Source organism: Candidatus Dormiibacterota bacterium, assembly GCA_035544955.1.
Lineage (GTDB): Bacteria > Chloroflexota > Dormibacteria > CF-121 > CF-121 > CF-13.
This window is the reverse complement of record DASZZN010000033.1, coordinates 40648-64520: the sequence shown is the minus strand read 5'-3', so window position 1 is coordinate 64520 and position 23873 is coordinate 40648. Positions and strand designations below refer to the sequence as shown.

General features: G+C 66.6%; 29 protein-coding genes and 2 tRNA genes. 16 read left to right on the top strand and 15 right to left on the bottom strand.

Annotated elements, in window-relative coordinates; genetic code table 11:
- Positions 1-25: 25 nt before the first annotated feature.
- From VHK65_11585 to VHK65_11575, 3 genes are all read left to right on the top strand, one after another.
- Complete coding sequence (locus VHK65_11585) at positions 26-595, top strand: MarR family transcriptional regulator (protein HVS06788.1); 570 nt, start codon at positions 26-28, stop codon at positions 593-595.
- Positions 582-2210, top strand: coding sequence for an MDR family MFS transporter (locus VHK65_11580; protein ID HVS06787.1), 1629 nt, complete (start codon positions 582-584; stop codon positions 2208-2210). Before VHK65_11585 ends, VHK65_11580 begins: the two co-directional genes overlap by 14 nt.
- 110 nt (positions 2211-2320) lie before the next feature.
- The gene (locus VHK65_11575; GenBank protein HVS06786.1) at positions 2321-3484 is read left to right on the top strand and encodes a hypothetical protein; all 1164 of its coding nucleotides are present in this window, start codon (positions 2321-2323) and stop codon (positions 3482-3484) included.
- On the opposite strand, the gene VHK65_11570 is transcribed toward VHK65_11575, so the two are convergent.
- The 3 genes from VHK65_11570 to VHK65_11560 are packed head-to-tail and all read right to left on the bottom strand — an operon-like array spanning position 3481 to position 5370.
- Positions 3481-4284, bottom strand: a complete 804-nt coding sequence (locus tag VHK65_11570; GenBank protein HVS06785.1) for a VTT domain-containing protein — start codon at positions 4282-4284, stop codon at positions 3481-3483. The two genes, VHK65_11575 and VHK65_11570, sit on opposite strands and share 4 nt — an antisense overlap.
- 52 nt (positions 4285-4336) lie before the next feature.
- On the bottom strand, positions 4337-4900 hold the full coding sequence (locus tag VHK65_11565; protein HVS06784.1) for a hypothetical protein: 564 nt from the start codon (positions 4898-4900) through the stop codon (positions 4337-4339).
- Positions 4891-5370, bottom strand: coding sequence for a D-alanyl-D-alanine carboxypeptidase (locus VHK65_11560; GenBank protein ID HVS06783.1), 480 nt, complete (start codon positions 5368-5370; stop codon positions 4891-4893). The genes VHK65_11565 and VHK65_11560 overlap by 10 nt, the downstream gene beginning before the upstream one ends.
- Before the next feature lie 67 nt (positions 5371-5437).
- Here VHK65_11560 and VHK65_11555 point away from each other — a divergent pair.
- Together VHK65_11555 and VHK65_11550 are read left to right on the top strand one after the other, a co-directional pair.
- Positions 5438-5521 (top strand) — tRNA-Leu (locus VHK65_11555).
- 24 nt (positions 5522-5545) lie between these two features.
- A complete protein-coding gene (locus tag VHK65_11550; protein ID HVS06782.1) occupies positions 5546-6640 on the top strand; it encodes an ion channel in 1095 nt (364 codons plus the stop codon).
- A 19-nt stretch (positions 6641-6659) separates the two neighbouring features.
- Here VHK65_11550 and VHK65_11545 read toward each other — a convergent pair whose 3' ends face one another.
- The 6 genes from VHK65_11545 to VHK65_11520 form a co-directional block, all read right to left on the bottom strand.
- Positions 6660-7457: a hypothetical protein gene (locus tag VHK65_11545; protein ID HVS06781.1), complete on the bottom strand. Its 798-nt coding sequence runs from the start codon at positions 7455-7457 to the stop codon at positions 6660-6662.
- Between the two features lie 48 nt (positions 7458-7505).
- On the bottom strand, positions 7506-8699 hold the full coding sequence (locus tag VHK65_11540; protein ID HVS06780.1) for a thiolase family protein: 1194 nt from the start codon (positions 8697-8699) through the stop codon (positions 7506-7508).
- A 9-nt stretch (positions 8700-8708) separates the two neighbouring features.
- Positions 8709-8981 (bottom strand): YtxH domain-containing protein, encoded by a 273-nt coding sequence (locus VHK65_11535; GenBank protein ID HVS06779.1) that lies wholly within the window; start codon positions 8979-8981, stop codon positions 8709-8711.
- 110 nt (positions 8982-9091) lie between these two features.
- Complete coding sequence (locus tag VHK65_11530; GenBank protein ID HVS06778.1) at positions 9092-9361, bottom strand: hypothetical protein; 270 nt, start codon at positions 9359-9361, stop codon at positions 9092-9094.
- Positions 9362-9820: 459 nt separating this feature from the next.
- Positions 9821-10486, bottom strand: coding sequence for a C39 family peptidase (locus tag VHK65_11525; GenBank protein HVS06777.1), 666 nt, complete (start codon positions 10484-10486; stop codon positions 9821-9823).
- Between the two features lie 284 nt (positions 10487-10770).
- Positions 10771-10968 carry a hypothetical protein gene (locus VHK65_11520; protein ID HVS06776.1) on the bottom strand — a complete coding sequence of 66 codons (198 nt, stop codon included), beginning with the start codon at positions 10966-10968 and terminating at the stop codon, positions 10771-10773.
- A 29-nt stretch (positions 10969-10997) separates the two neighbouring features.
- On the opposite strand from VHK65_11520, the gene murI reads away from it, so the two are divergent.
- Positions 10998-11837, top strand: coding sequence for a glutamate racemase (gene murI, locus VHK65_11515; GenBank protein HVS06775.1), 840 nt, complete (start codon positions 10998-11000; stop codon positions 11835-11837).
- Complete coding sequence (locus VHK65_11510) at positions 11834-12817, top strand: polyprenyl synthetase family protein (GenBank protein ID HVS06774.1); 984 nt, start codon at positions 11834-11836, stop codon at positions 12815-12817. Before murI ends, VHK65_11510 begins: the two co-directional genes overlap by 4 nt.
- Here the strand turns inward: VHK65_11510 and VHK65_11505 are convergent.
- Positions 12814-13545, bottom strand: coding sequence for a methyltransferase domain-containing protein (locus VHK65_11505; protein HVS06773.1), 732 nt, complete (start codon positions 13543-13545; stop codon positions 12814-12816). The genes VHK65_11510 and VHK65_11505 overlap by 4 nt on opposite strands.
- Positions 13546-13599: 54 nt before the next feature.
- On the opposite strand from VHK65_11505, the gene hemC reads away from it, so the two are divergent.
- From hemC to VHK65_11465, 8 genes are all read left to right on the top strand, one after another.
- Positions 13600-15252 carry a hydroxymethylbilane synthase gene (gene hemC, locus VHK65_11500; protein HVS06772.1) on the top strand — a complete coding sequence of 551 codons (1653 nt, stop codon included), beginning with the start codon at positions 13600-13602 and terminating at the stop codon, positions 15250-15252.
- Complete coding sequence (gene hemB / locus VHK65_11495) at positions 15249-16241, top strand: porphobilinogen synthase (GenBank protein ID HVS06771.1); 993 nt, start codon at positions 15249-15251, stop codon at positions 16239-16241. The genes hemC and hemB overlap by 4 nt, the downstream gene beginning before the upstream one ends.
- The gene (locus VHK65_11490; protein ID HVS06770.1) at positions 16238-16939 is read left to right on the top strand and encodes a peptidylprolyl isomerase; all 702 of its coding nucleotides are present in this window, start codon (positions 16238-16240) and stop codon (positions 16937-16939) included. The genes hemB and VHK65_11490 overlap by 4 nt, the downstream gene beginning before the upstream one ends.
- Before the next feature lie 66 nt (positions 16940-17005).
- Positions 17006-17272: a twin-arginine translocase TatA/TatE family subunit gene (locus tag VHK65_11485; protein ID HVS06769.1), complete on the top strand. Its 267-nt coding sequence runs from the start codon at positions 17006-17008 to the stop codon at positions 17270-17272.
- A 28-nt stretch (positions 17273-17300) separates the two neighbouring features.
- Positions 17301-18038 carry a twin-arginine translocase subunit TatC gene (tatC, locus tag VHK65_11480; protein ID HVS06768.1) on the top strand — a complete coding sequence of 246 codons (738 nt, stop codon included), beginning with the start codon at positions 17301-17303 and terminating at the stop codon, positions 18036-18038.
- A gap of 6 nt (positions 18039-18044) precedes the next feature.
- Positions 18045-18773: a ribonuclease PH gene (gene rph / locus VHK65_11475; GenBank protein ID HVS06767.1), complete on the top strand. Its 729-nt coding sequence runs from the start codon at positions 18045-18047 to the stop codon at positions 18771-18773.
- On the top strand, positions 18770-19390 hold the full coding sequence (locus VHK65_11470) for a non-canonical purine NTP pyrophosphatase (protein HVS06766.1): 621 nt from the start codon (positions 18770-18772) through the stop codon (positions 19388-19390). Before rph ends, VHK65_11470 begins: the two co-directional genes overlap by 4 nt.
- Positions 19391-19487: 97 nt before the next feature.
- Positions 19488-20315, top strand: a complete 828-nt coding sequence (locus tag VHK65_11465) for a proline dehydrogenase family protein (GenBank protein ID HVS06765.1) — start codon at positions 19488-19490, stop codon at positions 20313-20315.
- On the opposite strand, the gene VHK65_11460 is transcribed toward VHK65_11465, so the two are convergent.
- The 5 genes from VHK65_11460 to VHK65_11440 form a co-directional block, all read right to left on the bottom strand.
- On the bottom strand, positions 20268-20543 hold the full coding sequence (locus VHK65_11460; protein ID HVS06764.1) for a hypothetical protein: 276 nt from the start codon (positions 20541-20543) through the stop codon (positions 20268-20270). The two genes, VHK65_11465 and VHK65_11460, sit on opposite strands and share 48 nt — an antisense overlap.
- Positions 20544-20564: 21 nt before the next feature.
- Positions 20565-20642 (bottom strand) — tRNA-Pro (locus VHK65_11455).
- 11 nt (positions 20643-20653) lie between these two features.
- A complete protein-coding gene (xylB, locus tag VHK65_11450; GenBank protein HVS06763.1) occupies positions 20654-22129 on the bottom strand; it encodes a xylulokinase in 1476 nt (491 codons plus the stop codon).
- On the bottom strand, positions 22130-23119 hold the full coding sequence (locus tag VHK65_11445) for a YCF48-related protein (GenBank protein HVS06762.1): 990 nt from the start codon (positions 23117-23119) through the stop codon (positions 22130-22132).
- A gap of 37 nt (positions 23120-23156) precedes the next feature.
- The gene (locus tag VHK65_11440; protein ID HVS06761.1) at positions 23157-23396 is read right to left on the bottom strand and encodes a hypothetical protein; all 240 of its coding nucleotides are present in this window, start codon (positions 23394-23396) and stop codon (positions 23157-23159) included.
- Between the two features lie 46 nt (positions 23397-23442).
- Here VHK65_11440 and VHK65_11435 point away from each other — a divergent pair, with 46 nt between their 5' ends.
- Positions 23443-23871, top strand: coding sequence for a helix-turn-helix transcriptional regulator (locus VHK65_11435; GenBank protein HVS06760.1), 429 nt, complete (start codon positions 23443-23445; stop codon positions 23869-23871).
- Positions 23872-23873 lie beyond the last annotated feature (2 nt).

Sequence of the window (23873 nt, the reverse complement as noted above, 5' to 3'; positions counted from 1 at the left end):
CTATGTAATAATGTGCCCTGCAAATATGAGTCAGCTCACTTTCAAGACCGATCACGACCCGACCGAGCTCAAGGCGGACGCGAACGGTTTCCTGTTCGACCCGCGAGTTCGCGAGGTCCTGACGCGACAGGGCCGAAACGTCGAGCCGGGAACCGAGGCGCTGGCCGCCGTCCGCATCCTGGGCAAGAAGCTCCACATCACCATGGAGCGGTGGGCGGAGCGGTTCGGGCTCAGCGAGGGCCGCTTCCAGATCCTGGTGCGCCTGAAACACCAGCCGGACGGGCGTTTCACGATGGGCGAGCTGGCCGAAATGCTGGACGTCTCCCCTCGAACGGTGACCGGCCTGGTCGACAACCTGGAGCGCGACGGCCTCGTCAAGCGCGTCGATGATCCCGCCGACCGGCGCTCGGTCTATGCCGAGCTCACCGATCATGGCCGCGAGCGGATCGAGACCCTGTGGCGGGAGACCGCGGGGGCCCAGGTCGCGCTGACCAGGGGTCTGACAAACTCGGAGCTGATTCAACTGCGACACCTGTGTCTGCGCCTCATCCAGGCGATGGCCGTCGAGGAGGGAAAAACCCATGCCACAAGCTGAGCTGACCACCCGGATCAAAGTCCTGGCGACCATCGGCGTGATGCTCGCGCTGCTGCTCGCCGCGCTCGACCAGACCATCGTCGGGACGGCGTTGCCGCGCATCGTTGCCGAGCTGAACGGTCTCGATCGCTACTCATGGCTGATCACCGGCTACCTCGTCGCGTCGACGGTGGTGGTTCCGATCGCCGGAAAGCTTGGCGACCTCTTCGGCCGCAAGCCGTTCCTGATCGCCGGGATGATCGGCTTTGCCGCGGCCTCCGCGCTCTGCGGCGTCGCGCAGGACATGTCACAGCTGATCGTCTTCCGGATCGTCCAGGGCCTCTTCGGCGGCATGCTCTTCGCCTCGGCGTTCACCGTCCTCGGCGACATCTACACGCCGGCGGAGCGGGCGCGCATCCAGGGCCTCTTCGGTGCCGTCTTCGGTCTCTCGTCCATCATCGGCCCGGTGGTCGGCGGCTTCTTGACCGACAACCTTGGCTGGCGCTGGGTCTTCTACGTCAACCTGCCGGTCGGCCTGCTCGGCGTCGTCGTTGTCACGGCCTTCCTGCCCTTCGTGCGGACCAAAGCCTCATGGCGCGACATCGACTTCGTCGGGTCGGCGGCGCTGGCCGCCGGTTTGATCCCGGTACTGGTTGCACTGTCCGTGGCGAAGGACCAGGGATGGACCTCCCTCCAGGTCCTTGGCCTGCTCGGCTTCGGTGTGGCGATGCTGGTCGCCTTCTTCGTGATCGAGCAGCGGGTCAAGGAGCCGATCGTGCCCTTCTCACTGTTCAAGAACCGGGCGTTCACGGTCTCGATGCTGGTCGGGTTCTTCGCCGCGCTCGGCATGTTCGGGATGATCATTTTCGTCCCGCTCGAGCTCCAGGGCGTGCTCGGCGTCAGCGTGACCAACTCCGGGCTTCTTCTCACGCCGATGATGCTCGGCCTGATCGTGTCCAGCGTCCTGACCGGGCAGTTGATTCCTCGGATCAAGCATTACCACTACCTCGGCACCATCGGGATCGCGCTGATGATGGTCGGGCTCTACCTGATGGCCCAAACGACGACCGCGACGTCGCAGATGTCGATCACGATCGACATCGTCCTGGTCGGCCTCGGGCTCGGTGTCACCATGCCGCTCTACATCAACGCCGTCCAGAGCGCCCTTCCGATGCGGTACCTCGGTGTCGGCACCAGCCAGTTCCAGTTCTGGCGTAACGTCGGCGGCACGGCGGGCGCGGCGGTCCTCGGCACGATCCTGGCCCAGCGCCTGCCGGACGCCATCAGCACCCAGATCGCCAGGGTCAATCTGCCTCCCACATTCAAGAATGCCCTGGGCAGTTCGGCCAGCAATCCCAACGCCCTGCTCGATCCGGCGAAGATTGCCGCCGCGAAGGCGAAGCTGTCACCACAGCTCGCGCCCCTCTTCGACCAGGCGATGCATGCCGTTCGTCAGGCGCTCGCGCTGACACTCCACGACCTCTTCCTGATCGCGATGGCGTTGTCGGCGGTTGCGCTGATCGCCACGCTCTTCATGCCCGACGTGCCGCTGCGGTCGCGGCAACCGCAACGCGGGGCCGGCATCGGTGAGGTCCCGGCAACAGGAGAGCCGGAGCGCGAGGCCGCGGTCGGCTGAGCCAGGTCGGGCGGGTTAGCAGCCCCGCCTGAATCGCCGTTCGGCCCGCACGGGTTAGCGCGAGAGTGGGAGAATGCAAGCAGATCGCTGTCGGAAGAGGAGGGCACGGGATGGCACGCACAGGCATACACCACCGCTGGTTGACGGCGTTTGGGGGATCCATCGTCGTCGCAGCCGTATTTGCCTGGCTGCCGCTCCAGGCAGCCGCCGCTGATCTTCGACAGGGCAACGATGTCACGGTCGGACCCGGTGAAACGGTCAACGACGATATCTACGCGGGCGCCGGGACGATCAGCATCAACGGAACCGTCAACGGGAGCGTCGTCGCCGGTGGTGGGACGATCACCGTGTCCGGCAATGTCACCCGCGACCTGATCCTCGGCGGCGGCAACATCACGGTGAACGGCCATGTCGGCGGCAGCATCATCGCTGCCGGCGGCAACATCACCGTGAACGGAGCGGTCGCGCAGGACATCGTGGTCACCGGAGGCATGATCGACGTCGGATCCGGTGCCACCATCGGCCGCGACCTGGTGGTGGCCGGTGGGATGGCCACAGTCTCCGCGCCGGTCGCCCGTCGGGTCCAGATGGCAGCGGGCAGCCTCACGCTACGGAATAAGGTCGGCGGCGACGTTCGCGGCCAGGTCGACCATCTGAAGCTGGACGGCGCGCAGATTGCCGGGAACCTCGACTACACGAGCAACAATTCGGTCGAGCGGGTCAACGGCGCAAGTGTCGCCGGAGCGACCACGCGGCACACGCCCCTCGACCGGGGCGGCGGCGCCGGCAACGGGTTCCTCGGTTGGCTGCGCGCGCTGATCGGGATCCTCGCGCTCGGCCTGCTCCTGATCTTCCTGCTCCCCGGCGTGAGCACCCGGGCGATCGACACCGAGCGGGCGCAGCCCTGGGCGAGCCTGGGCATCGGGGCCGCGATCCTGGTGATCACCCCGATCGTCGCGCTGGTCGTATTCATCGTTGGGATCTTTCTCGGCTTCTGGTGGCTTGGAGTCTTACTGATCCCGCTCTGGGTCCTGGCGCTGGCGATTGGCTACGTTGTTTCCGGGTTCCTGCTGGGCCGGCTGATCTTCGCGCAGCTGGGCTGGGGCCGCTACCACGATGCCCTCGCGCTGCTGGCCGGCCTTCTTGTCCTGGCCGTGATTGGGGTCATCCCCGTGATCGGATGGCTGGTCGGCTTGGTGGCGTTGATCCTGGGCGCCGGCGCGCTGGCGCTGGTGGTGACGCAGCGGGTCCGGATGCGACCGGCGACAGCCTAGACGGAGGGGGCCGCCGCGCCCGATCGCCGGATGACCACGAGGCGAATGAGTCCGGTGGTCACGACGGCAGCGGCGGGCAGCGGGAGGAGCAGACCCAGCCAGACATGGTCGGCGATCACGCGGCCAACCGCGGCGCCCAGCGTCACGCCCAGCGTGAGCAGCCCGCCCGCCCAGATCGAAGCGGAAATCGCCGTGCTCACCCAGAAGGTGCGATAACTCACCCCCAGGGTGCCGCAGGCCACGGCCATGCCCCAGCGCAATCCCGGGATGTAGCGCGAGACGCCGATCGCCAGCGGGCCCCAGCGAGCAAACCAGCGCTGCGCGCGCGCAACCCCGGCGGGCGTCAGATGCAATGCCGTTCCGATGCGCCCGCCGACGAGTCGTGGTCCGAATCGGCGTGATGCGGCGAACAGGTTTGTCGATCCAAGCAGGATCAGCGCGCTGAGCCCGATCCAGGCCGCGAACAATGCCAGCGGATTCCGATTGATGCGCTGCCCGAGATACCCGATGGAGACCTCGGACGGCATGGGCGATGGGACGCCCGACTCCTCCAGGTAGATGCCGGCAAGGGCGAGCTCGACTCCGACCTTCTGCTGAATGCCAGCTTCGACGGCCGTCACGTGGTTGGCGAAACCAGGTTGGGCCGAGGCGCCGACAACGCCGGCAGCGAGCGTGCCAACTGTGAGGCCGATGGTGATCCGGGCGACCACGCCGCCACGCGAGGGTCCTGTGCGAGAACGATGTTGGAAGACGTTCGTGACATCGGTAGGGTACCGCCGCAAGGCGATCGCGGGGGCCATTCAGCTTGGCTGAAATGTGAGTGGCCTTGTGGCTGCTCGAGCCTGACGCCGGTTACGGCGTAGCAGGTCGAGGCAGGACGCCGAGCAGTTCGAATCCGTAATCGAGCACCTTCGGCATCTCCGCGTACGCCGTCCCATTGGGAGCGCCGAGAACCACCGCCAGCAGGCGGTGGCCACCCCGGCTCGCGGTCGTGATCAAGCAGCCGAGCGCCACCTCGGTCCAGCCGGTTTTCAGGCCATACGTACCCGGGTAGGTGTACAGCAGCTTGTCGAGGTTGACGAGCGCGTAGGCCTTGTGGGTCGCGGTCGCCGTCAATGCGATGGCGGGCGTTGCGGCGATGCCGACCAGGCCGGGATAGTGCGACTCGAGGTAGACCGTGGCGATCGCCAGGTCATCGGCCGAGGAGTAGTGACCGGAGGCGTCCAGACCGGTCGGGTTGGCGAAATGGGTGGTACGCAGGCCAAGCCGTGCCGCCTTCGCGTTCATGTCCGCGATGAACGTGGCGCGAGAGGTCGCTGCCGAGGCGAGCGTCTCGGCCGCGTCGTTTCCAGAGCTGAGGAAGATGCCGTACAAGAGCTCGCGCACCGTGACCCGCTCTCCCGGGGTCAGTCCCATGAAGGTGGAGTCGGCGGGTACTGGCGAATCGAGGCCGGCACCGTGACCGTGGTGCTCATCCCCAGCAAATCGACGGCGACCATGGCGGTGAAAATCTTCGTGAGGCTGGCTGGTGCCCACGCGGCGCGACCATTGGATTGCCAGAGAAAACGTCCGGTGTCGAGATTCACCAGGGCCACCTCCTGCGCATCGATCGCCGGGAGCGGAATCGGCCGCAGGGTCGCAACGGGGCGAGCCGGCGCGGTCGCCGATGGTGGCGCAGTCGGCGCCGGCGAGGAAAGGGGCGAGGGTGTGGCCGAAAAAGTGGGTTCCCGTTGGCGGTCGAGCTCGTCCGCCGGCAGCGCAGCGGCCAGCAGCGTGGACGTTTCCCGCGGCGCTGGCGGTCGGGGCGGGGCCGCCGAGCCCACCATGCTGATCAACCCACCGGTCACCACCACGATGACCGTCAGGCGAAGCGAAGACCGTCCCATGGCAGGTCAGCGAGCCTATCGCAGAACAGGTAAGAAAGCAAGAGCACCCGCCTACAATGTTGCTCTCGCCGGGATGACGAAATAGGTAGACGTTGGCGACTTAAAATCGCCTGCCCGTAAGGGCGTCAGGGTTCGAGTCCCTGTCCCGGCACACCGGCTAATCTGAGCGGCAGACATGATCGACATCATCGAGTTCCTGGCCGGCGCGATCGTCGTGTTTGCTGTGCTCAACGACGTCTTCCAGTCGGTGGTCGTGCCGCGACCGACGGTCGGAGGGTTCCGACTGACGCGCTTCGTGATCCGCGGCAGCTGGCGAGCCTGGCGAACCTTCGGGTTGCGAAAGAGTTCGTCTGAAGGGCGGGAGCGTGTTCTCGGCACCTTTGCCCCCCGCATTCTCATCGGCCTGCTGCTCGTCTGGATCCTCAGCCTCATCATCGGCTTCGGGCTGATGCTCTACGCCCTCCGGACACAGACCCGCCCGCCCCTCGAGAGCCTGCCGGTGGCGATGTACTTTGCCGGCACGTCGTTGCTCACCATCGGCTATGGCGACATCGTTGCGCATACGTGGTTGGCCCGGCTGGTCTCGATCACGGCGGCGGTCGCCGGGCTCGGGCTGATCGCGCTCGCGATCAGTTTCATCTTCTCGCTCTATGCGTCTTTTCAGCGGAGGGAGGTCCTGGTCGTCACGCTCGATGCGCGGGCCGGAGCGCCGCCGTCGGGCGTCAGCCTGTTGGAAGCCTCATCGAAACTCGGTCTAAAGGATGATCTTTCGCGCATCTTCATCGAGTGGGAGAAGTGGGCCGCGGAAGTGCTCGACAGCCACATGGCCTATCCCTTGCTCGCCTACTTTCGCTCGAGCCACGACAATGAGTCCTGGATCAGTGCGCTCGGGGCCGTGCTCGATGCCGCGACGCTGGTGCTGACCACGGTGGTCGATGTTCCGCGTGGCCCGGCCCAGATGATGTATGCGATGGGCCGGCACACGGTCGAAGACCTGGCGCGCTTTTTTGCGATTACGCGGGACCACCAGCCTGGGGTCGAGCGATACGAGTTCGATGAGGCTCGCCAGCGCCTCGCGAAGTTCGGCTACACGCTAGCGCCGCCTGACGACTCGTGGGCGGCGTTTGCCAAACTGCGGTCCGAGTACGCGGGCGCGCTCAACGACATGGCGAAATGGTTCGCGGCGCCGCCGACGCAATGGATCGGCGACCGCTCATACCGCCACTTCACCCAGAACCGGCACGAGGACATCTCCGCGGGCGCCGCCTGAGCGCACGGTCGTTACCGGCTCAGGCCGCGAAGGCTTCGGGCGCCTTTCCGCGCAACCGGAGGTAAAACGCGGTCGCGAGAGTGTAGGGCAGTAGGAGCCGCACTTCGAAATTCGGTGGTCGTCGAGCGATTCCCGCGAACAGCTCCGGCAGCTGGCGCCGCTCCATCGCCTCGGTGATGTGCTGGATCGAAAAGGCATCCGACGCGCGGATTCGCGCGGTTGCGCCGTCCCAGACGGTGGCGCCGTCGTCCAGCTGCCGCCACTCGGCGAGAAGGACGCCCTGCACGGCGCTCAGGGCGAGCGCCTGGGTCAGTCGCGGCTGGCCCTCGGGACGGACCTCGACGCCCCGTGACCGCGCCAACGCCAGGCTCTTTTGCACCGCCGCCTCGATGACCGGCCACGTTTCCGCGTCGGCGGCGGCGTGCGTGAGGAGGTCTGGTGCTTCGATGATCCGCCGTGTGCGACCAAGCGCAAAGCCGTCGAGCTGGCTGCGCAGCGTGGAGCTCAGGCCGAGATGCGCGAGCGGGGGAGTCCGGGCGGCGAAGAGCTCGACAACGGGCTCCGCGAAGCCGATCACCGGGTCGTCAGCCGGGGCCGGCAGCTCCTTGTGGTGATTCTTGGGGCGCCATACCGGGCCCTTGGGGGCCTTCTTGTGGATCCGGAACGCGCCCCTCTGGTGACGGCCGACGAGGACGGCCGCGGTCACCCCGAGGGCCATGACCAGGATCGTGACCAGCACGCCATATCGCACCAGCGCGATCAAGGTGAGCACCAGTGTGGCCGCGAGGACGATGGGGCGCCGAGGCAGGCGAGACATGCCTCCGAATACAACGTGCCGAGGGCCGAACTCGTGCAGCCGGAGGGTCTAGTTCAGGTTCTTAAAGAGGGTGGCGATGCCCTGGCCGCCGCCGATGCACATCGTCACGATGCCCCATTCGGCCTGCCGCCGCTTCAGCTCGTAGGCCAGCTTGACGGTGAGGATCGCCCCGGTGGCCCCGACCGGGTGGCCGAGCGCGATGGCCCCGCCATTCGGGTTCACCTTGTCCGGGTCGATTTCCAGCTCGCGGATCACCGCGACGGCCTGCGCGGCGAAGGCCTCGTTCAGCTCCATCAGATCGATATCGTTGATCGTCATGCCGACCTTCTTCAAGAGATTTTGCACGGCAAAGATCGGGGCCACCCCCATGATCTCCGGCGCGATGCCGGCGACGGCATCGGCGACCCACTCTAGTTGGGGCGTGACCCCTAGCTCGTCGGCCTTCGCCCGAGTCATCACCACGACGGCCGCGCCGGCGTCGTTGATACCCGATGAGTTGCCGGCGGTCACGCTGCCGCCCTCACGAAAGGCCGGCTTGAGGCGGCCGAGCGACTCCACCGTCGTGCCGGGGCGAGGATGCTCATCGAGCTGCGCGATCACGGGATCACCCTTTTTCTGCTGGATCGCGACCGGCACGATCTGGTCGTGGAACCGGCCTTCGGCGATGGCGGCGGTCGCCCGCCGCTGGCTTTCGGCGGCGAAGGCGTCCTGCGCCTGGCGCGAGACACCGTATCGCTCGGCGACTTTCTCCGCCGTGGCGCCCATCTGGTAGCGGCCAAACGGATCCGTCACCAGGGAGAGCGTGCCGTCGATCAAGGCTGCCTCACCAAGGCGCCACCCGACCTGCGACCGCGGCAACAGGTACGGCTGGATCGACATGTTCTCGTTGCCTCCGGCGACGACCACCTGTGCCTCACCCGTGCGCAGCTCCTGGACGGCGCTGTTGATCGCCTGCAGTCCGGATCCGCACAGCCGGTTGACGTTGAACGCCGTGGTCTTCTCCGGCAGGCCGGCCTTCAGCGAGGCGAGCCGGGCATTGAACGCGTCTTCGCCGACCTGGCCGACACAGCCCAGGATGACTTCGTCGACGACGTCGGGGGAGATTCCCGCGCGTTCAACGGCGGCGCGGATCGCGTTCGCGCCCAGATCCGACGTCGGGGTGTCCTTGAAGGCGCCGGCAAACTTGCCGATGGCGGTACGGACGCCCCCCGCAACGACGATCCCCTCTCCGTTACGCGTCACAAGATGATTCTAGTTTGGGGCCGGACCGGTGGCACTGCCGCTGCCCATGCGCGTGATTCGCTGCGCCTGCTGCTGGGCCTTCGAAATACCGCGTTCGACCTGGGGGCGCGCCGAATCCACGACGCCCTGGGCCTGGTCCAACACCGGCTGCACCTGGCCACGCACCTGGTCGAGGCGGTCCGAAAGCTCCTCGCGCATCTGCCGGCCGGGCTTGGGCGCGTAGAGCAAGGCCACCGCCCCGCCGATGATCGCTCCATGCACTATGCCTCGCAAATACCCCATCGTTTCCTCCTTGGTGGCGGGCCATGCGCTCGTGGCTGACCCGGATGCCTATCTTACCATCCGACGCGGTTTTCTTTATAGCGCCGATATCAAATCCGGGCGGCACCAGATCAGGCGCTCGACGGCTCGAGGCGGATCGCGGACGGCGCCGGCGCGGGCCGAGTGCCGCCTGCCACGAGTATGGTGGCGCGCACTCCCAGGTCGATCACCGCGCGAAGCAGGACGGCCGCGACGCAGCAGAAGCTGTACAGAAACACTTCGGGGATGCGCTCCAGCAGGAAGGGCACGCCGATGGCGAGCCCGCCGATCAGGACTGCGGCCGTGCAGATGGAGGCACCCAATTCGATGCCCCGCGCCTTCAACCAGTCGCTGACAGTCATCGCTGTAACAAATGATATAGACCAAATATCAATAAAAGTCAATCCCACTTGCGGAAGAAGACGCGGCTAATCTTGACATCGCCGTGATCGATGCAGGCTTGCGACGGCGCATCACCCGGGCACGGGTCGGGCATCTGGCGACGTCGGATGGCAGCACCCCCTCGCTGGTGCCGGTCTGTTTCGTCCTGATAGGGGAGACGATCTACCAGGCGATCGACGGCAAGCAGAAGTCAGTCAATCCAGGCCAATTGCGCCGCGTCAGAAATGTGCGGGCGAATCCGAGGGCGTCACTGCTGATCGATCACTATGTCGAGGATTGGCGGCGACTCTGGTACGTGCTACTGAGTGGGAAGGCGCGCGTCATCGACCACGGCGCCGAGCATCAGCGGGCCATCACGGCGTTGAGAAAAAAATACCCTCAGTACCGAACGACCATGCCGCTTGCGCCGGACGCGCTCGTTATTGCGATAGATGTACGGCGGCTACGGCATTGGCGAGCCAGCTCACGCGGCCCTGGCCGCGCGCGCCGCCCGGGTCGGCCGGTATGAACGTCCGAATCGAGACGATACCGGCGACGGGATCGCCATAGCGGTCACTGAATCGCACATGGTCAGCAAACCAGGGATCGTTGATCAACAACCCGCCTTCGATCGCGTAGCCCGTCAGCAAAACAAAGTGCTGGTTGCCGCCGAGGCGGACCTCGGCCACCACCGGCCGCCCGGCATCGAGCTCAGCCTGGATGGCATTCAGATCGGGACCAAGCCATGCGGAGAATGCGACCTGACCGGCCGAGTAGTTGCTGACGGCGTCCCAGATCAGCTGGTCATCGTAGGCGTAGCCGCCGTTCGCCGTCAGCCAGGCATTGAGGGCTCCGGGATCGGTGTCGATGCCGTAGTAACGCAGCATCATCGCCACGGCTGTGATCGCACAGCCGTCCGAGCCGATGGACGCGGGTGATGTGCCAAGGTTCGTGCTCGCCCAGCCGGACTCCTGCTGACCCATGACCGGGATGCTCATCACGCTATCGGCCGAGGCACCAACCTGGTTGCCGAAGGCAGTCGCGAGCGCGATTCCTCCCGCAAGCACCAGCGCACGCAGGCCGAACGTCGGGCCAGCGAATCTCACGACGTCGGAACCTCGTCTGCACAGCAGCAAAACGCCGCCCATCTTGCGGGGCGTCCCAGGCGTAAACAAACGACGACGGTGATCCAAGGTGGCCGGGCGAGCAGGCCCTATATCCGTCAGCCACCCCTGGGTGGAAAAAGCGGGATGCATCGACCGCCGCCGCCGACCGATGTAACGGGTTCTGGACGCGGGGTGCTAATCGCTATTGGTCGTCGGTAAAGGACCAAACAAGATCGGAGCGCGAAGGGCCTAGCGCTCGTTGGGGGTTTTCCGGCGAGCGAGGGCTACGCGGCCTGCTTCTTGGGGGCACCCAGGCGGGCTTTGGCGCGCTGGATACGCTTCTCTTTGGCGGCGCGACCGCGCCGGACGTGGGGCTTCATCGCCGGTACAACCGAGGGGGAGGCGTTCACTTGCTGTGATTTCGGCGCCGGGATCAATTCGCGGCCCGATTGCCATTCGTAGCTGGTTGCGGTCCAATTCAATTAGGGATTGTTAAGATGGGGTGGCGCACATGAGTGACCCGCGGCCCATCGGCGTCTTCGACTCAGGCGTCGGCGGCCTCACGGTGCTGCGCGAGCTGCAGCGGCAGCTACCGAATGAATCCACGATTTATTTCGCGGATCTCGGCCATTTTCCCTACGGGCCCCGCTACCAGGCGCAGGTGCGGACCTTTGCCCTGAACATCATTCGCTTTCTAGAAAAGCTCGACGTCAAGCTGGTCGTGATCGCCTGCAACACCGCCACCGCCGCGGCGCTGAACACTGCCCGCGAGGTCTTCGACATCCCGATCATCGGCGTCATCACCCCGGGCGCCGAAGCCGCGGTTGCCGCGACAAAGAACAAGCGCGTGGGCGTGATCTCGACGGAGGGCACGATGCAGAGCCAGGAGTATCTGCACGCGATCCGCGAGGCGAACCCCACCATCGGCGTCCTGCCCAAGGCCGCCCCGCAGCTCGTCGACCTGGTGGAAGCGGGCAAGGCCGATGCTCCCGAGACCGAGACCGTGCTGCGCGAGGCCCTGAGCGACATCCTCGACTACCACGCCGACACGCTGATCCTCGGGTGCACGCACTATCCGATGCTCAAACCACTGATCCGCAAAATCACGGGGGATAGGATGACCGTGGTCGATTCCGCCGAGACAACGGCGGCGCGTGTCAAGCGCGTGCTCGGTAAGAACGGGCTCGACTCGGCCCCGGGCGAGACCGCCCGGCACCAGATCTACGTCACCGGCTCGCCTGACCGGTTTGCGGCCGTGGCGCGCGTCCTGTTCGGGCAGGACCTCCCGCCGATCACGACGGTCCGGCTCGAGCTCGTCGAAGAAATCAGCGGCCGGGAGGGGGCAGCGTGAGTGCCACCATGACCGGGACCGACTTCATCACACCGATCCGCACCGAGCTCGAGGATTTCGAGCGGCGGCTGCACGACACCGTCCGCGCCGATCTCGGCCCGGTTGCCGACGCGATGGAGCAGATCCTCGAGGCCGGCGGCAAGCGGCTGCGGCCCGCGCTGGTCTTCCTGGCGGCCGGTTTTGGCCGTCCCAAGGGCCTGAACGACGTGTTTCGGGCGGCGATGGCGATCGAGTTCATTCACAATGCCACGCTGATCCACGACGACTTGATCGACGGCGCGCCGACCCGCCGGGGGCTGCGGACGATCCACGAATCGCTCGGCCCGAATCCGGCGATCATCATCGGCGACTACTACTTTGCCAAGGGCGCGAACCTGATGTCGCAGATCGGCAACCCCAGCATCGACGCCTTGCTCTCGCAGACGGTGATGACGATCTGCTTCGGTGAGATGCTGCAGCTCACCAGCCAGCGCCGTTACGACCAATCGCTTGAGGAGTACTACGCCAAGATCGAACGGAAGACGGCGGTGCTGCTGGCGGCGTCGACCTACTGTGGCGCTGTGCTCGGTGGCCTCGAGGAGGCGCAGGTGGAGGCGATGCGGCGCTTCGGTCATCTGCTCGGGATGTCGTTCCAGATCGCCGACGACGTGTTGGATTACCTCGCAACTGAAGAGGAGGTCGGCAAACCGGTTGGCAACGACCTGAAGCAGGGGACGGTGACGCTCCCGCTGATGCTCGCCCGTCATGATCCCGCCGTCGATGGCCGGCTGGACGCCATTCTGGAGAAAGCGACGCTGCAGGACGCCGACTACGCCGAGGTGGTCCGGATCGTGCGCGGATCGCGCGGCATCGAGGAGTCGTACGGCTATGCGAAGGCCTTCGGCGACAAGGCGCGGGCCGAGTTGCAAGCCTTCCCGCCTTCCCCGTATCGCGATGCCTTCGAATCGCTCACGCACTACGTGATCCGGCGCCGCAGCTAGGGTTTTTCGGCTCGGAGCTGCAAGAACAGGGGCAGGCGCGTCCAGCGGCGATACGCTGGCTGCCTGTCAACCGCGTCATCGGTCGCGATGGGCTCACGGAGGCGCTCGACGACGAAACCGGCGGCCTCGAGCGCGCGCCAGTAGTCCTCGAATGCGTACATCCATCCGCGGAATGTCATCTGGAGGCCATCTCGCTCGAAGTGACCCTCGAATGGCCGGCGGCCAAAATACGAGCCGCGGATGACGAAGGGCGCGTCCGGCTCTTCGGACTCGAAGGTGCCGGCGTCGTTCAGCGGATGCGTGACGCTGATACATAGATGTCCACCAGGCTCCAGCACACGAGCGGCCTCGCGAACCGCCCCCCGCATATCGGCGATGTCCATCAGCACGTTGTAGGCGACCACGAGGTCGAAGCTGGTGTCGGCAAACGGCAAGTGGGCGGCGTCGGCCAGCTCGTAGGTGCCGTCGGGGTCGGCTTCCCTGGCGTAGCGCAGCAGCGTGGGCGAGCTATCGATCGCCACGCCCCGGTGCCCGCGAGCCTTTAAGTCGCGGGCCACACGACCCTCGCCGCAACCAATCTCGAGGGTCCGCCGCCCTGGCGATGGCACGATCTCGTCGAAGAACGACGACCGGTAGTACCAGTAGGAATCGTGGCCCGGTCGGCGCACCCAGCGCACCCAGTTTTCCGCCTCACGTTCCCAGCTCGCGTCCAACGGGGTCTCGTCCACGGAACGCAAGCCTACGGGTTTGATCTGAAGGTCGTGTGCTAGGTTGGCCATCAGATGAGACTGCGGCTGGCGACGAGAGGGAGCACGCTGGCGATGATCCAGGCGCGCTTCGCGGCGGATGCGCTCGTCCAACGCTACCCCGAGCACGAGTTCGTGCTGGCACCGCTGACGACCCATGGCGATCGTCACCCATCGATGCGGCTCAGTGACTCACCGCGGGAGGGCGTGTTCGTGAAGGAGTTGGAGCAGGCGCTACTCGATGGTCGGGCGGAGCTCGCGGTCCATTCGGCGAAGGACCTCCCGACGCTGGCGACGCCGGGGTTGGTGCTCGCTGCCTTTCTCCCCCGCGTGGACGCTCGTGACGCCCTGATCGCCCGCGCGCCGGCGACGCTCTCCGAGCTCGCACCGGGGTCGCGGATCGGTACGGGGAGCCCGCGCCGAGCCGCGCAGATCGCCGCCGTCCGTCCGGATCTGCGAGCGGTCGAGATCCGCGGCAACGTCGACACGCGCCTCCGCCGGCTGGGCGAAGGCGCCGTCGACGCGCTGATTCTCGCGGTGGCGGGCCTGGAACGGCTGGGCCGGCTGGGCGAGGCGCACGAGCTGTTGTCTTTCGACGTCATGTTGCCCGCCCCCGGTCAAGGGGCCCTGGTTTTGCAGGCCATCCACGGCAGCGAGGCGGACAGGCTCGCCCAGGATATCGACGATGCGCCGACCCGGCGCGCGGTCGAAGCCGAGCGGGCACTGCTGCGTCGACTCGGCGGCGGATGCCTGTCGGCAGTGGGTGCGTACGCGCTCGTCGAGGGCGACGAGCTTGCGCTCGAGGCGGTGGTGCTCGACGCGGCCGGCCACACGGTCATCAGGGCACGAGCTCGTGGCCGGGACGATGCCGGTGTCGTCGACGAGGTGGCGGGCCGCCTCGAGGCGCAGGGCGCCGCCCGACTCCTGACGCGCCCGGAAGGTTCGCTCGCGGGGTTGCGCATCATGGTGACCCGCGCTGATCACCAGGCGGCGGCACTGGCGGACGCGCTGACGGCGTATGGTGCGGAGGCGGTCATGTGCCCCGTGATCGCGATCGGGCCGATCGCGGTGGACCCAGCGTTGCTCCAGGATCTCGGTCGCTACGACTGGCTCGTGCTGACCAGCGCCAACGGGGTGGACCGGTTCCGCGAGCTGCTGCGCGAGGCCGGTCGCGATTTTCCTGCGCAGATGAAGGTGGCAGCGATCGGACCTGAAACGGCGGCGCGCGCCGCGGAGGCCGGTATGACGGCGGCGCTTGTGCCGCCCCGGTTCATCGCGGAAGATCTCGCGGATGCTCTCGCCGCTGCGACCGCACCCGGCGCCCGCATCCTGCTGGCACGAGCGGCCGGTGCACGAGACGTCCTTCCCGAGCAGCTCCGCGCCCGCGGCGCACAGATCGATGTCCTCGAGACCTATCGGGCGGTCCCACCCGCGGGCGTGGGACCACGGCTCGCCGCCTGCTTGCCGGGCGTCGACATGATCACCTTTACGAGCTCCTCGACCGTGCGCCACTTCGTCGATGCGATGCCGGGAGCCTTGTCCGACGAAGTCAGGATCGCTTGCATCGGTCCGATCACGGCGCAGACCGCCCGCGATCTCGGGCTGCGGGTTGATATCATCGCGCAGGAGTACACGACGCGCGGACTTGTCGACGCCATCGTGCGCAGCCGGACTCCAATTCCAGCATGACCTTTCCTACGCAACGTCCCCGCCGATTGCGGTCGAGGCCAGCGCTTCGCCGGCTCGCCCGGGAGACCCGAATCGCGCCGGATGATCTGATCTATCCACTGTTCGTGCGCGACGCGATCGACGAGCCGCGCCCGATCGAGGCGATGCCTGGACATTATCAGCACACGCTCGAGTCCCTGACGCGCGAGGCGGAGGCTGCGCTCAAGGTTGGCGTGCGCAGCTTCGTGCTCTTTGGCATCCCGGCGCAGAAGGATGCGCAGGGCTCGCAGGCATGGGCGGAGGACGGCATCAGCCAGCGCGGGCTGCGCCAGCTACGGGATGCCTTCGGTGCGGACGTGCTGCTGATTGCGGACCTCTGTCTGTGCGAGTACACCGACCACGGGCATTGCGGCGTGCTCGAGGGGGAGACCGTCGCCAATGATCCGACGCTCGAGCTCTACCAGCGGATCGCGCTCGCCCAGGCGGCTGCCGGCGCTGACGTGATTGCCCCCTCCGGCATGATGGACGGCCAGGTCGCGGCGGTCCGATCGGCCCTCGACCACGGGGGCTTTCCCGACCGGGCGATCCTCGCCTATGCCGCTAAGTACGCCTCGGCGTTCTACGGGCCGTTCCGCGAGGCGGCCGGATCGGCGCCCCGCGTGGGCGACCGGCGCGGCTATCAGATGGACCCCGCCAATGCGCGCGAGGCCGTCCGCGAGGCGCGCCTAGATGTCGGAGAGGGCGCCGACGTCGTGATGGTCAAGCCCGCGCTTGCGTACCTCGACGTCATCCGCGCGGTCGCGGACGCAACCGAGGTCCCCGTCGCCGCCTACAACGTCAGCGGCGAATACAGCATGGTCAAGGCCGCCGCGGCAAACGGCTGGATCGACGAACGTCGCGTGCTGAGGGAGATCCTGCTCGGGATCCGGCGCGCCGGTGCGCAGATGATCCTCACCTACCACGCGAAGCAAGTGGCAGCCGACATTCCGTGCTGGGACGAGATGGGATGAGCCAGGTTCCACGGCGGGTCCCGCAACTGCTGGCGACGCTGGCCATCCTCGCGGTCGCTATGATTGCGTTCTCTGTCTATGTGGGACGCAATGCCGGCGGCAGCCCAGGCACCAACCCGACGCCGACGCCGAGCCCGAGCGTGAGCGCGGCCGCGGCCGCCTGCGGTTCGTTGAACTTCGGACCCGCGCTGACCGCGATGGCCGGCAACGCCGGCAAGCACACCTATAGCGCGGCGCCGCCCCTGACGATCAACACCGCCCACCACTACCTCGTCACGATAATTACCACCAAAGGGACGATCGCCCTCTGTCTCGACCCCAAACTCGCCCCCAACACGGTCAACAACTTCGTGTTCTTGACCCGCAACCAGTTTTACGACGGCCTGAAGTTCCACCGTGTCGAAGCCAGCTTTGTCATCCAGGGTGGCGACCCGCTGGGTACAGGCGCCGGTGGCCCGGGTTACAAATTCGCCGATGAGCCCGTGATCGGCGAGTACACCGCCGGCGCCGTGGCGATGGCCAATTCCGGGGCGAACACGAACGGCAGCCAGTTCTTCATCTGCACCGTCGACGACTCCAAAAAGCTCGCCAAAAGCTACAACCTGTTCGGCTACGTGCAAACCGGCATGGACGTCGTCCTCAAGATCGCGGTCGGCGACACAATGACGTCCGTCACCGTCCAGGAAGAGACCGGCTAGTCCTCATTGGCCTCTCAGGAGACCGTTACAAAGCGGGCGTATAATGGGCCGCGAGAAGGAATCTGAATGCCTGGACTTTTCGGTCACTGGTACATCCTCGTTCTCATCCTGGTGATCGTGCTGATCGTCTACGGACCTGGAAAGCTCCCCGAGGTTGGAGGCGCAATTGGGAAGGCGATGCGTGAATTCCGCAAGACCTCGAGCGACATCCAGGAAGAGTTCAAGAAGAGCGCGACGCCGGACTCGACCACTGAACCGCACGCCACGGGCGGGCCGGCCCCTGACGTCAAACCGGCCACCGACGTAAAGTCGCCGACCGACAGCAAGGTCTGACCTCGGTCCGGCGCCGATAGGGGCAGCCATGGCCAAGCCCAGCATCGTTCCGGCGGAAGAAGAGCGGCGGATGACGGTCATCGAGCACCTCGAGGAACTGCGGCGCGTCCTGATCATCTCGCTGATCGCCTGGGGCGTCGCCACCGCGATCGGGTTCGCGATCTCTCAGCCGGTGCTCGGGATCCTGCTGGGACCGGTGCACAAGGTGATCGGCAACCAGAGGCTGATCTACCCGGGTCCGATCGACGGGTTCCTGCTCTTCTTCAAGATCGGAATCTTCACCGGGTTCATCTTGAGCAGTCCGATCATCATCTGGCAGGTATGGACCTTTGTGGCTCCTGGCCTTCATCGCAACGAGCGGCGCTTCGCCGTGGGCTTCGTGGGCTCGGCGGTCGTGCTCTTCGCGATGGGCATCGGCTTCGCCTTCTTCGCCCTGCCCATCGCCCTGAGGTTCTTGACCGGGATCGGCAGTTCCGAGCTCCAGTACCTGCCCTTTGCCGACAAGTACGTCAACTTCGTGCTGATCCTCATCGCCATTTTCGGCGTCACCTTCGAGCTGCCGCTCGCGATGACGATGCTCGGCCTCACCGGGATCGTCAGCACCGCGTTCCTGAAGCGCAACCGCCTCAAGTTCTGGCTCGGGATCTTCGTCGGGGCGAACATGGTGACGCCAGGGGTCGATCCCTTCACTCCGCTGCTGCTCACCCTTCCGCTGATCATCCTTTTCGAAATCAGCATTCTCGTCATCCGCGCTCTGCGAAGATAGAGCACATTGGCTCAGACGCGACCTGACGGCCGGAGGGTGGATCAACTCCGGCCGGTAAAGATCGAGACCGGCGTCAACCTCTATGCCGAAGGCTCGGCGCTCATCAACATGGGCGACACGCGCGTGCTCTGCACCGCGAGCTGGGACGACAAGCCGCCACCGCACAAGAAGGGGACCGGTGAAGGCTGGGTCACCGCCGAGTACTCAATGTTGCCGCGGGCGACGCAGACACGGACCGCGCGCGAAGCGCGGACCGGACGGGTCGACGGGCGCAGCCAGGAGATCCAGCGCCTGATCGGCCGCGCGCTGAGAGCCGCGATCGACATGCCGCTGATGGGCGAACGCACCATCGTCGTGGACTGCGATGTGCTGCAGGCCGACGGTGGGACGCGGACCGCCTCGATTACGGGGGGATTCGTCGCCCTTCACCTCGCGCTACAGAAGGCGGTCGAGCGCAATCTGCTGCGCGTCCTTCCAATCCGTCAGTTCGTCTCGGCGGTCAGCGTCGGGATCGTCCAGGGCCAGCCTCGGTTGGACCTCAATTACCTCGAAGACTTCGCCGCCCAGACCGACATGAACTGTGTGCTCGCGGAGGATGGCCGCTTCATCGAGATCCAGGGCACCGCCGAGCAGGAGCCCTTCAAACCGGAAGAGATGGACCAGATGCTCAAGCTCGCGATCAAGGGCGCCGCCGAGCTGGTCGAGGCCCAGAAGAAGGCGCTGAAACTGCGCTGAACCGGCTGCTGCTCGCCACGACCAACGAAGGAAAGCTCAAAGAACTTCGCGCGCTGCTGGCCGAACTCCCGATGGAGCTGGTCACACCCGCTGAGGCCGGGATCACCCTCGATGTCGCGGAGGACGGCGCCAGCTACCTCGAGAACGCCCAAAAGAAAGCCGAGGCGGGCCGGCGCCTGAGCGGGCTCCCAACCCTGGCAGACGATTCAGGATTGGAGGTTCCCCTGCTCGATGGTCGGCCGGGCGTCGACTCGGCATATTTCGCCGGCGCCGACCACAAGGGCGACGGTCCCGCCCTCGTCGCCGCGTTGCTGAAAGCCCTCGGAAGGGCGGCGACCACCTCGCCGCCGGCGTACTTCCGCAGCGCGGCCGTGCTCGCGCTGCCCGACGGGAGGGTCTTTACCGGCGAAGGCGTCCTCGCCGGCACGATTGCCGCCGAGCCGCGCGGCACGCACGGCTTTGGCTTCGACCCGATCTTCCAGCTACCGGACGGTCGCCGGCTGGCAGAACTGTCGACCGACGAAAAAAACCTTTTGAGCCATCGCGCACGGGCGTTGAGCGCGCTGGAGGTGCACGGCGCGTTCGACGCAGCGCTGTCTGCGCCAGGACCCCGTTGAGGTGCTGAGGGCCTCTTTTCAATATCTATCCCGTCGGCGCGGCCTGCAACGATTCGTTACGCGCCAGCGGCTCACTGCTTCACTGGCCTATCGCTTCGTGGCGGGGGATCATCTGGACGACGCCGTCCGCGTGGTGACCGACATCAACCGTCGCGGCTGGTCGGCGAGCCTCGATCATCTCGGCGAGAACGTCACGGAAGAGAAAGCCGCTCGCGTGGCGACCGAGGATTACCTCGCGGCCTTCGAACGGATCGCGACAGCACGGCTGAACGCAAACGTTTCGGTCAAGCTCACGCAACTCGGGCTCGACATCTCGGCCGACCTGTGTCGGGAGCTCCTGTTACGGATCCTCGAGCGTGCGCAGCAACTCGACAACTTCGTCCGGATCGACATGGAAGGCTCCGCCTACACGCAGCGCACGCTCGACCTGGTGCTGGCGCTGCACGAGCGCTATCCCAACTGCGGCGTCGTGCTGCAGAGCTACCTCTATCGCACCGTGGACGACATCGCCCGGGTGAATGCGGCGAAGGTCCGAGTGCGGCTGGTCAAGGGTGCCTACAAGGAGCCGGCCGAGGTGGCGTTTGCGAAGAAGGCCGATGTCGACGCGAAATTTGCGACCGAGATGCAGCAGTTGCTCCTCCATGGTGTCTATCCCGCGATCGCCACTCACGACGACCGATTGATCGAGGCGACTACGCAATTCGCGCGCGAGCGTGAGATTGCCATGGACCGCTTCGAGTTCCAGATGCTCTACGGCATCCGTCGGGATCTACAGGACCGGCTGTTGCGGGAAGGGTATCGCGTCCGGATTTATGTGCCGTACGGGACCGAGTGGTATCCGTACCTGATGCGGCGGCTGGCGGAACGTCCGGCCAACCTACTGTTTATCGTCCGCAGCCTGATCCGGGAGCGCCGGGCCGCCTGACCCCGGTGGCTCGGGCTCGCCGGCCCGCGTCGTGAGTTCCATCTTGGCTTGTGGGGGAGGTGGAACCCGGTGGCCGAAAATGCCGCCGAACCACATCAAGAAACCAAACGCGACTCCGCGGAACTCGCTCGTCCGCCAGGCATCCGTGTAGCGGTAGCGCTCGAACCAGCGGAAGGCCAGCACCGCCCCGGCGGTGATGACGGCGATGATCACGAGGACGGGGAGCATTCGCTAATCCTTCCTGAAATCTGGTCGGGGCGCCGGGATTCGAACCCGGGATCTCATGCTCCCAAAGCATGCGCGTTAGCCAGGCTACGCTACGCCCCGCGTGCTGGATTCTACGTTGGCCGCGGCGCGGCTGGTTCCCTGATGGCCGGGTCGAGCGCCCAGAACGTACGGTAGAGCTGTTCGTAGCGCGCTGTCCGCTCGGGATCGGGCTCGAGCACGCTGCCGAGCCGTGCGACGGTTGCGCCGGCGGCCGCCACATCGGCGAATACTCCGGTGGCGACGCCGGCGAGCAGGGCCGCACCCACCGCCGGATTCGGCACCGAGGCCATCGCTGCGACCGGGACCGCGAAGATATCGGCCTGCATCTGCCGCCAGAGCCGGCTGCGGGCCCCGCCGCCCGTGGCGCGAACCTGCTGCGCTTCGATCCCGAGCCCACGCATGACATCGAGCCGATCTCGAAGCCTGAAGATCACGCCTTCCATCAGCCCTCGCGTAAGATCGGCCGGCGTGTGATGCGCCCGCAGTCCGACGAATGCGCCGCGCGCGACGGCATCGTGGCGCGCCGCGCCCTTGCCATCGATATGTGGGACGAAAAAGAGACCGTCCGCGCCGGCGGGGACCGTCTCGGCCTGGGCGCAAAGCTCTTCATAGTCGAGGCGCTGCCCGAGGACGTCGCGCCACCAGCGCAGCGAGGCGCCGGCGGACGGGACCGTCCCCATCAGGTCATAGCGCTGCGGCGATGGATCGCAGGCGGTCTGCAGCTGGCCACCCGGATCGATGATCGCGTCGGCCGTCGGGGCGATCAGCAAGCCGCTGCTGTCGATCGAGGAGCCGATGAGCCCGGTCGTCACGATGCCCTTGCTGACTGCTGCCGCAGCGGTCTCACTCGCCCCGGCGGCCACGGGAAGTCCGGGCGGAAGGCCGAGTTCACGAGCAATGGAGGGGCGCAGGCCGCCGGCAATCTCGAGGCTTGAGTGGACGAGGGGCATCCACTCGGGCGGGATCTCGAGCGAGTCGAGCATCTCGTGCGCCCAGGTCCGGCGGCGGAAATCCATGAGCAGTGTCCCGGCCGCGTCACTGACATCGGTGGCCGCCTCGCCGGTCAGCATCAACCGGGCATGATCCTTTGGCAGCAGCACCCGCCGGGTGTGCCGGAACTGCACCGGCTCGACATCGCGCAGCCAGAGGATGATGGCCGCCTGGTGGTCGGCGAGTGCCGGGCTGCCGGTGATCTCGATCACGCGCTGGGCGCCGATGCGTTCGCGGATCCGCCCCGCCTGCGAAGCGGCGCGCCGGTCGCCGCCGAGGATCGCCGGCCGAACCGGCGCACCAGCGGCATCGACGAAGACGGAGCCGTGGTGTCCGGCCAATCCGACGGCGCCGATCTGTCCACGCTCGTCGGCGGCAACACGGCTCAGCACCTGCAGCGCGGCGCGCCACCAATCCGCGGGGTCTCCTTCGATCCAACCGGGTCGCGGGGAGCGGGTCGCATATTCGCGAGACGCCGATGCGACGACGGCCCCGGTCTCATCGATGGCGACGGCGTGGGCGGCGTCGGTCCCGATGTCGAGACCGAGCAGCAGCACTTAGCCGGCGGAGGTTGGTGGCACGGCCAGCTGCTGCGACCAGTGATAGCCGCCGTCGCTTGTCGCGTCGATGACATAGTCACCGCCGCCGTTCCGGGTCAGAATCCAACCCGCCGTGACGCTGACGAAGGCGGCGCCGAAGGTTTCGGCGGCGTTGTCGATGCGGCCGGTGCGGCGAAGGGTCGCGCCGCCATTGCTGGCAATGACGCATTGCGCGACGTTGGTGGCCGGTCCGTCGCCGATGAAGACCGCATCGGCGGGATCGACGACGCTGATGCTCCCCGGGTGGGTGTCGGGTCCAGCCGGCACGCCGGGTAGCATAGCGCCCGAGGTACCCGGCTCCGCGAACACCGTCCGCCAGGTGTGGCCGTCCTGGGTGGCGTACGCAACATAGGGCAGATGTCCCGCGGCACCGTTCTGGAGCGTCATCAACACCCAGAGTGCGGACGGGCCGGCGCACTGGAGCAGCGTCATCCGGCCGGGCCCGGCGCCGGCCTGGAGCATTTCGAGCGCCTTGATCCAGGTTTGCCCGGCGTCTGGACTGCGGTAGACGATGCCTGCCGTCGTGGCAAGCCATCCGTGCCCGGGATCGCTGAAGCAGACCGTTTGCGGGTCGGCCGGGCTATTCACGCTGCTCCAGGAATGACCGCCATCATTGGTCGCGACCAAGGTCGCGCCGATCTGCACCATCAGGGTGCCATGGTTCGGCTCCGGAAACGACCCTCCGGCGATGCCCCAACCCTGCGTCGCGCTATCGAAATGCACCGATCGCAGCCAGCCCGGCGCTTCGGCCAGCGCGTGCCAGCTGCGGCCGGCGTCCGTCGTCCCGAGCAGCTCATGGAGCCCGACGACCCATCCGGTCGAGGCACTGATGAAGTCGACGCCGACGTAGTCCTGCGTCGACGCGTACTGTTTCGTCCAGTGCGTGCCATCGGCCGTCACGTAGATCGCATGGGATCCGGCGGCCCAGCCGAGGCGCGGCCCGACCATCTGAATTGCAGCCAACGACGGAACGAAGGCGGGATCCTCACCGGAAGGTGTCGGGGTCGGTACCGGCGTCGGCGTTGGCGAGTCGCTGGCTGATGGCGTCGGCGACGTGGTCGGGGAAGGAGACGCGCTCGGCGTCGATGTCGGCGGCCTCACCGCCGCCGTCGGGGTGCAGCCGGCCATGACGAGCGCGATGGCGAGGACCGCCCAGGCGTGGCCGATCCCTCGAGAATGAGTCCCTCCTCTCACGTATATAGGACGGGGCCGGAGCCCCGGGCATGCACCGTGCGCGCCGGCCAAAAAGTGGTACCATACGCTCACGGCATATGACTTACGCTCACAGCGAAGATGCGAGTTCGATCCGCGTCGCCCTTGGCATCCTGCTCCGCCGGCGGCGTGAGGAAGCCGAGCGCTCCCTGAGCGAGCTGGCAGAGGCCGCCGAACTGTCACCCGCCTACCTCTCCGAGCTGGAACGGGGACTCAAGGACGTCTCCTCCGAGCGGCTGCTGGCGATCGCCCGCGCCCTGGAGGTCCCGGTTGCCGACCTGTATCTCGACCTGGCGCGATCCCTGGGAAGCCAGGAGGCGGTGGAACAGCGGCGGAGCTGGCCCGACGATCCCCGGATGCAGCTTCGGATCGCGACCGCGAGCCTTCGTCCGCAAGCTCTGCGTAGTGTTGCGCATTTCAGCTTATATCTGGCATCCACCCAGGCCACGTCGCCTAGGCGACGGATCGGATTCACCGTGGACCGTTAAGG

Bases quoted from the DNA above. Each gene is read 5' to 3' on its own strand.
- VHK65_11435 (HVS06760.1), top strand. From the start codon at position 23,443: ATGACTTACGCTCACAGCGAAGATGCGAGTTCGATCCGCGTCGCCCTT.
- VHK65_11445 (HVS06762.1), bottom strand. From the start codon at position 23,119: ATGGTCGGGCCGCGCCTCGGCTGGGCCGCCGGATCCCATGCGATCTAC.
- VHK65_11575 (HVS06786.1), top strand. From the start codon at position 2,321: ATGGCACGCACAGGCATACACCACCGCTGGTTGACGGCGTTTGGGGGA.
- VHK65_11530 (HVS06778.1), bottom strand. From the start codon at position 9,361: ATGACTGTCAGCGACTGGTTGAAGGCGCGGGGCATCGAATTGGGTGCC.
- VHK65_11485 (HVS06769.1), top strand. From the start codon at position 17,006: ATGCCTGGACTTTTCGGTCACTGGTACATCCTCGTTCTCATCCTGGTG.
- VHK65_11545 (HVS06781.1), bottom strand. From the start codon at position 7,457: ATGTCTCGCCTGCCTCGGCGCCCCATCGTCCTCGCGGCCACACTGGTG.
- VHK65_11560 (HVS06783.1), bottom strand. From the start codon at position 5,370: ATGGGACGGTCTTCGCTTCGCCTGACGGTCATCGTGGTGGTGACCGGT.
- VHK65_11570 (HVS06785.1), bottom strand. From the start codon at position 4,284: ATGGCCCCCGCGATCGCCTTGCGGCGGTACCCTACCGATGTCACGAAC.
- hemC (HVS06772.1), top strand. From the start codon at position 13,600: ATGAGACTGCGGCTGGCGACGAGAGGGAGCACGCTGGCGATGATCCAG.
- hemB (HVS06771.1), top strand. From the start codon at position 15,249: ATGACCTTTCCTACGCAACGTCCCCGCCGATTGCGGTCGAGGCCAGCG.
- VHK65_11585 (HVS06788.1), top strand. From the start codon at position 26: ATGAGTCAGCTCACTTTCAAGACCGATCACGACCCGACCGAGCTCAAG.
- VHK65_11440 (HVS06761.1), bottom strand. From the start codon at position 23,396: ATGCCCGGGGCTCCGGCCCCGTCCTATATACGTGAGAGGAGGGACTCA.
- VHK65_11565 (HVS06784.1), bottom strand. From the start codon at position 4,900: ATGGGACTGACCCCGGGAGAGCGGGTCACGGTGCGCGAGCTCTTGTAC.
- VHK65_11550 (HVS06782.1), top strand. From the start codon at position 5,546: ATGATCGACATCATCGAGTTCCTGGCCGGCGCGATCGTCGTGTTTGCT.
- VHK65_11490 (HVS06770.1), top strand. From the start codon at position 16,238: ATGAGCCAGGTTCCACGGCGGGTCCCGCAACTGCTGGCGACGCTGGCC.
- VHK65_11535 (HVS06779.1), bottom strand. From the start codon at position 8,981: ATGGGGTATTTGCGAGGCATAGTGCATGGAGCGATCATCGGCGGGGCG.
- VHK65_11580 (HVS06787.1), top strand. From the start codon at position 582: ATGCCACAAGCTGAGCTGACCACCCGGATCAAAGTCCTGGCGACCATC.
- tatC (HVS06768.1), top strand. From the start codon at position 17,301: ATGGCCAAGCCCAGCATCGTTCCGGCGGAAGAAGAGCGGCGGATGACG.
- murI (HVS06775.1), top strand. From the start codon at position 10,998: ATGAGTGACCCGCGGCCCATCGGCGTCTTCGACTCAGGCGTCGGCGGC.
- VHK65_11460 (HVS06764.1), bottom strand. From the start codon at position 20,543: ATGCTCCCCGTCCTCGTGATCATCGCCGTCATCACCGCCGGGGCGGTG.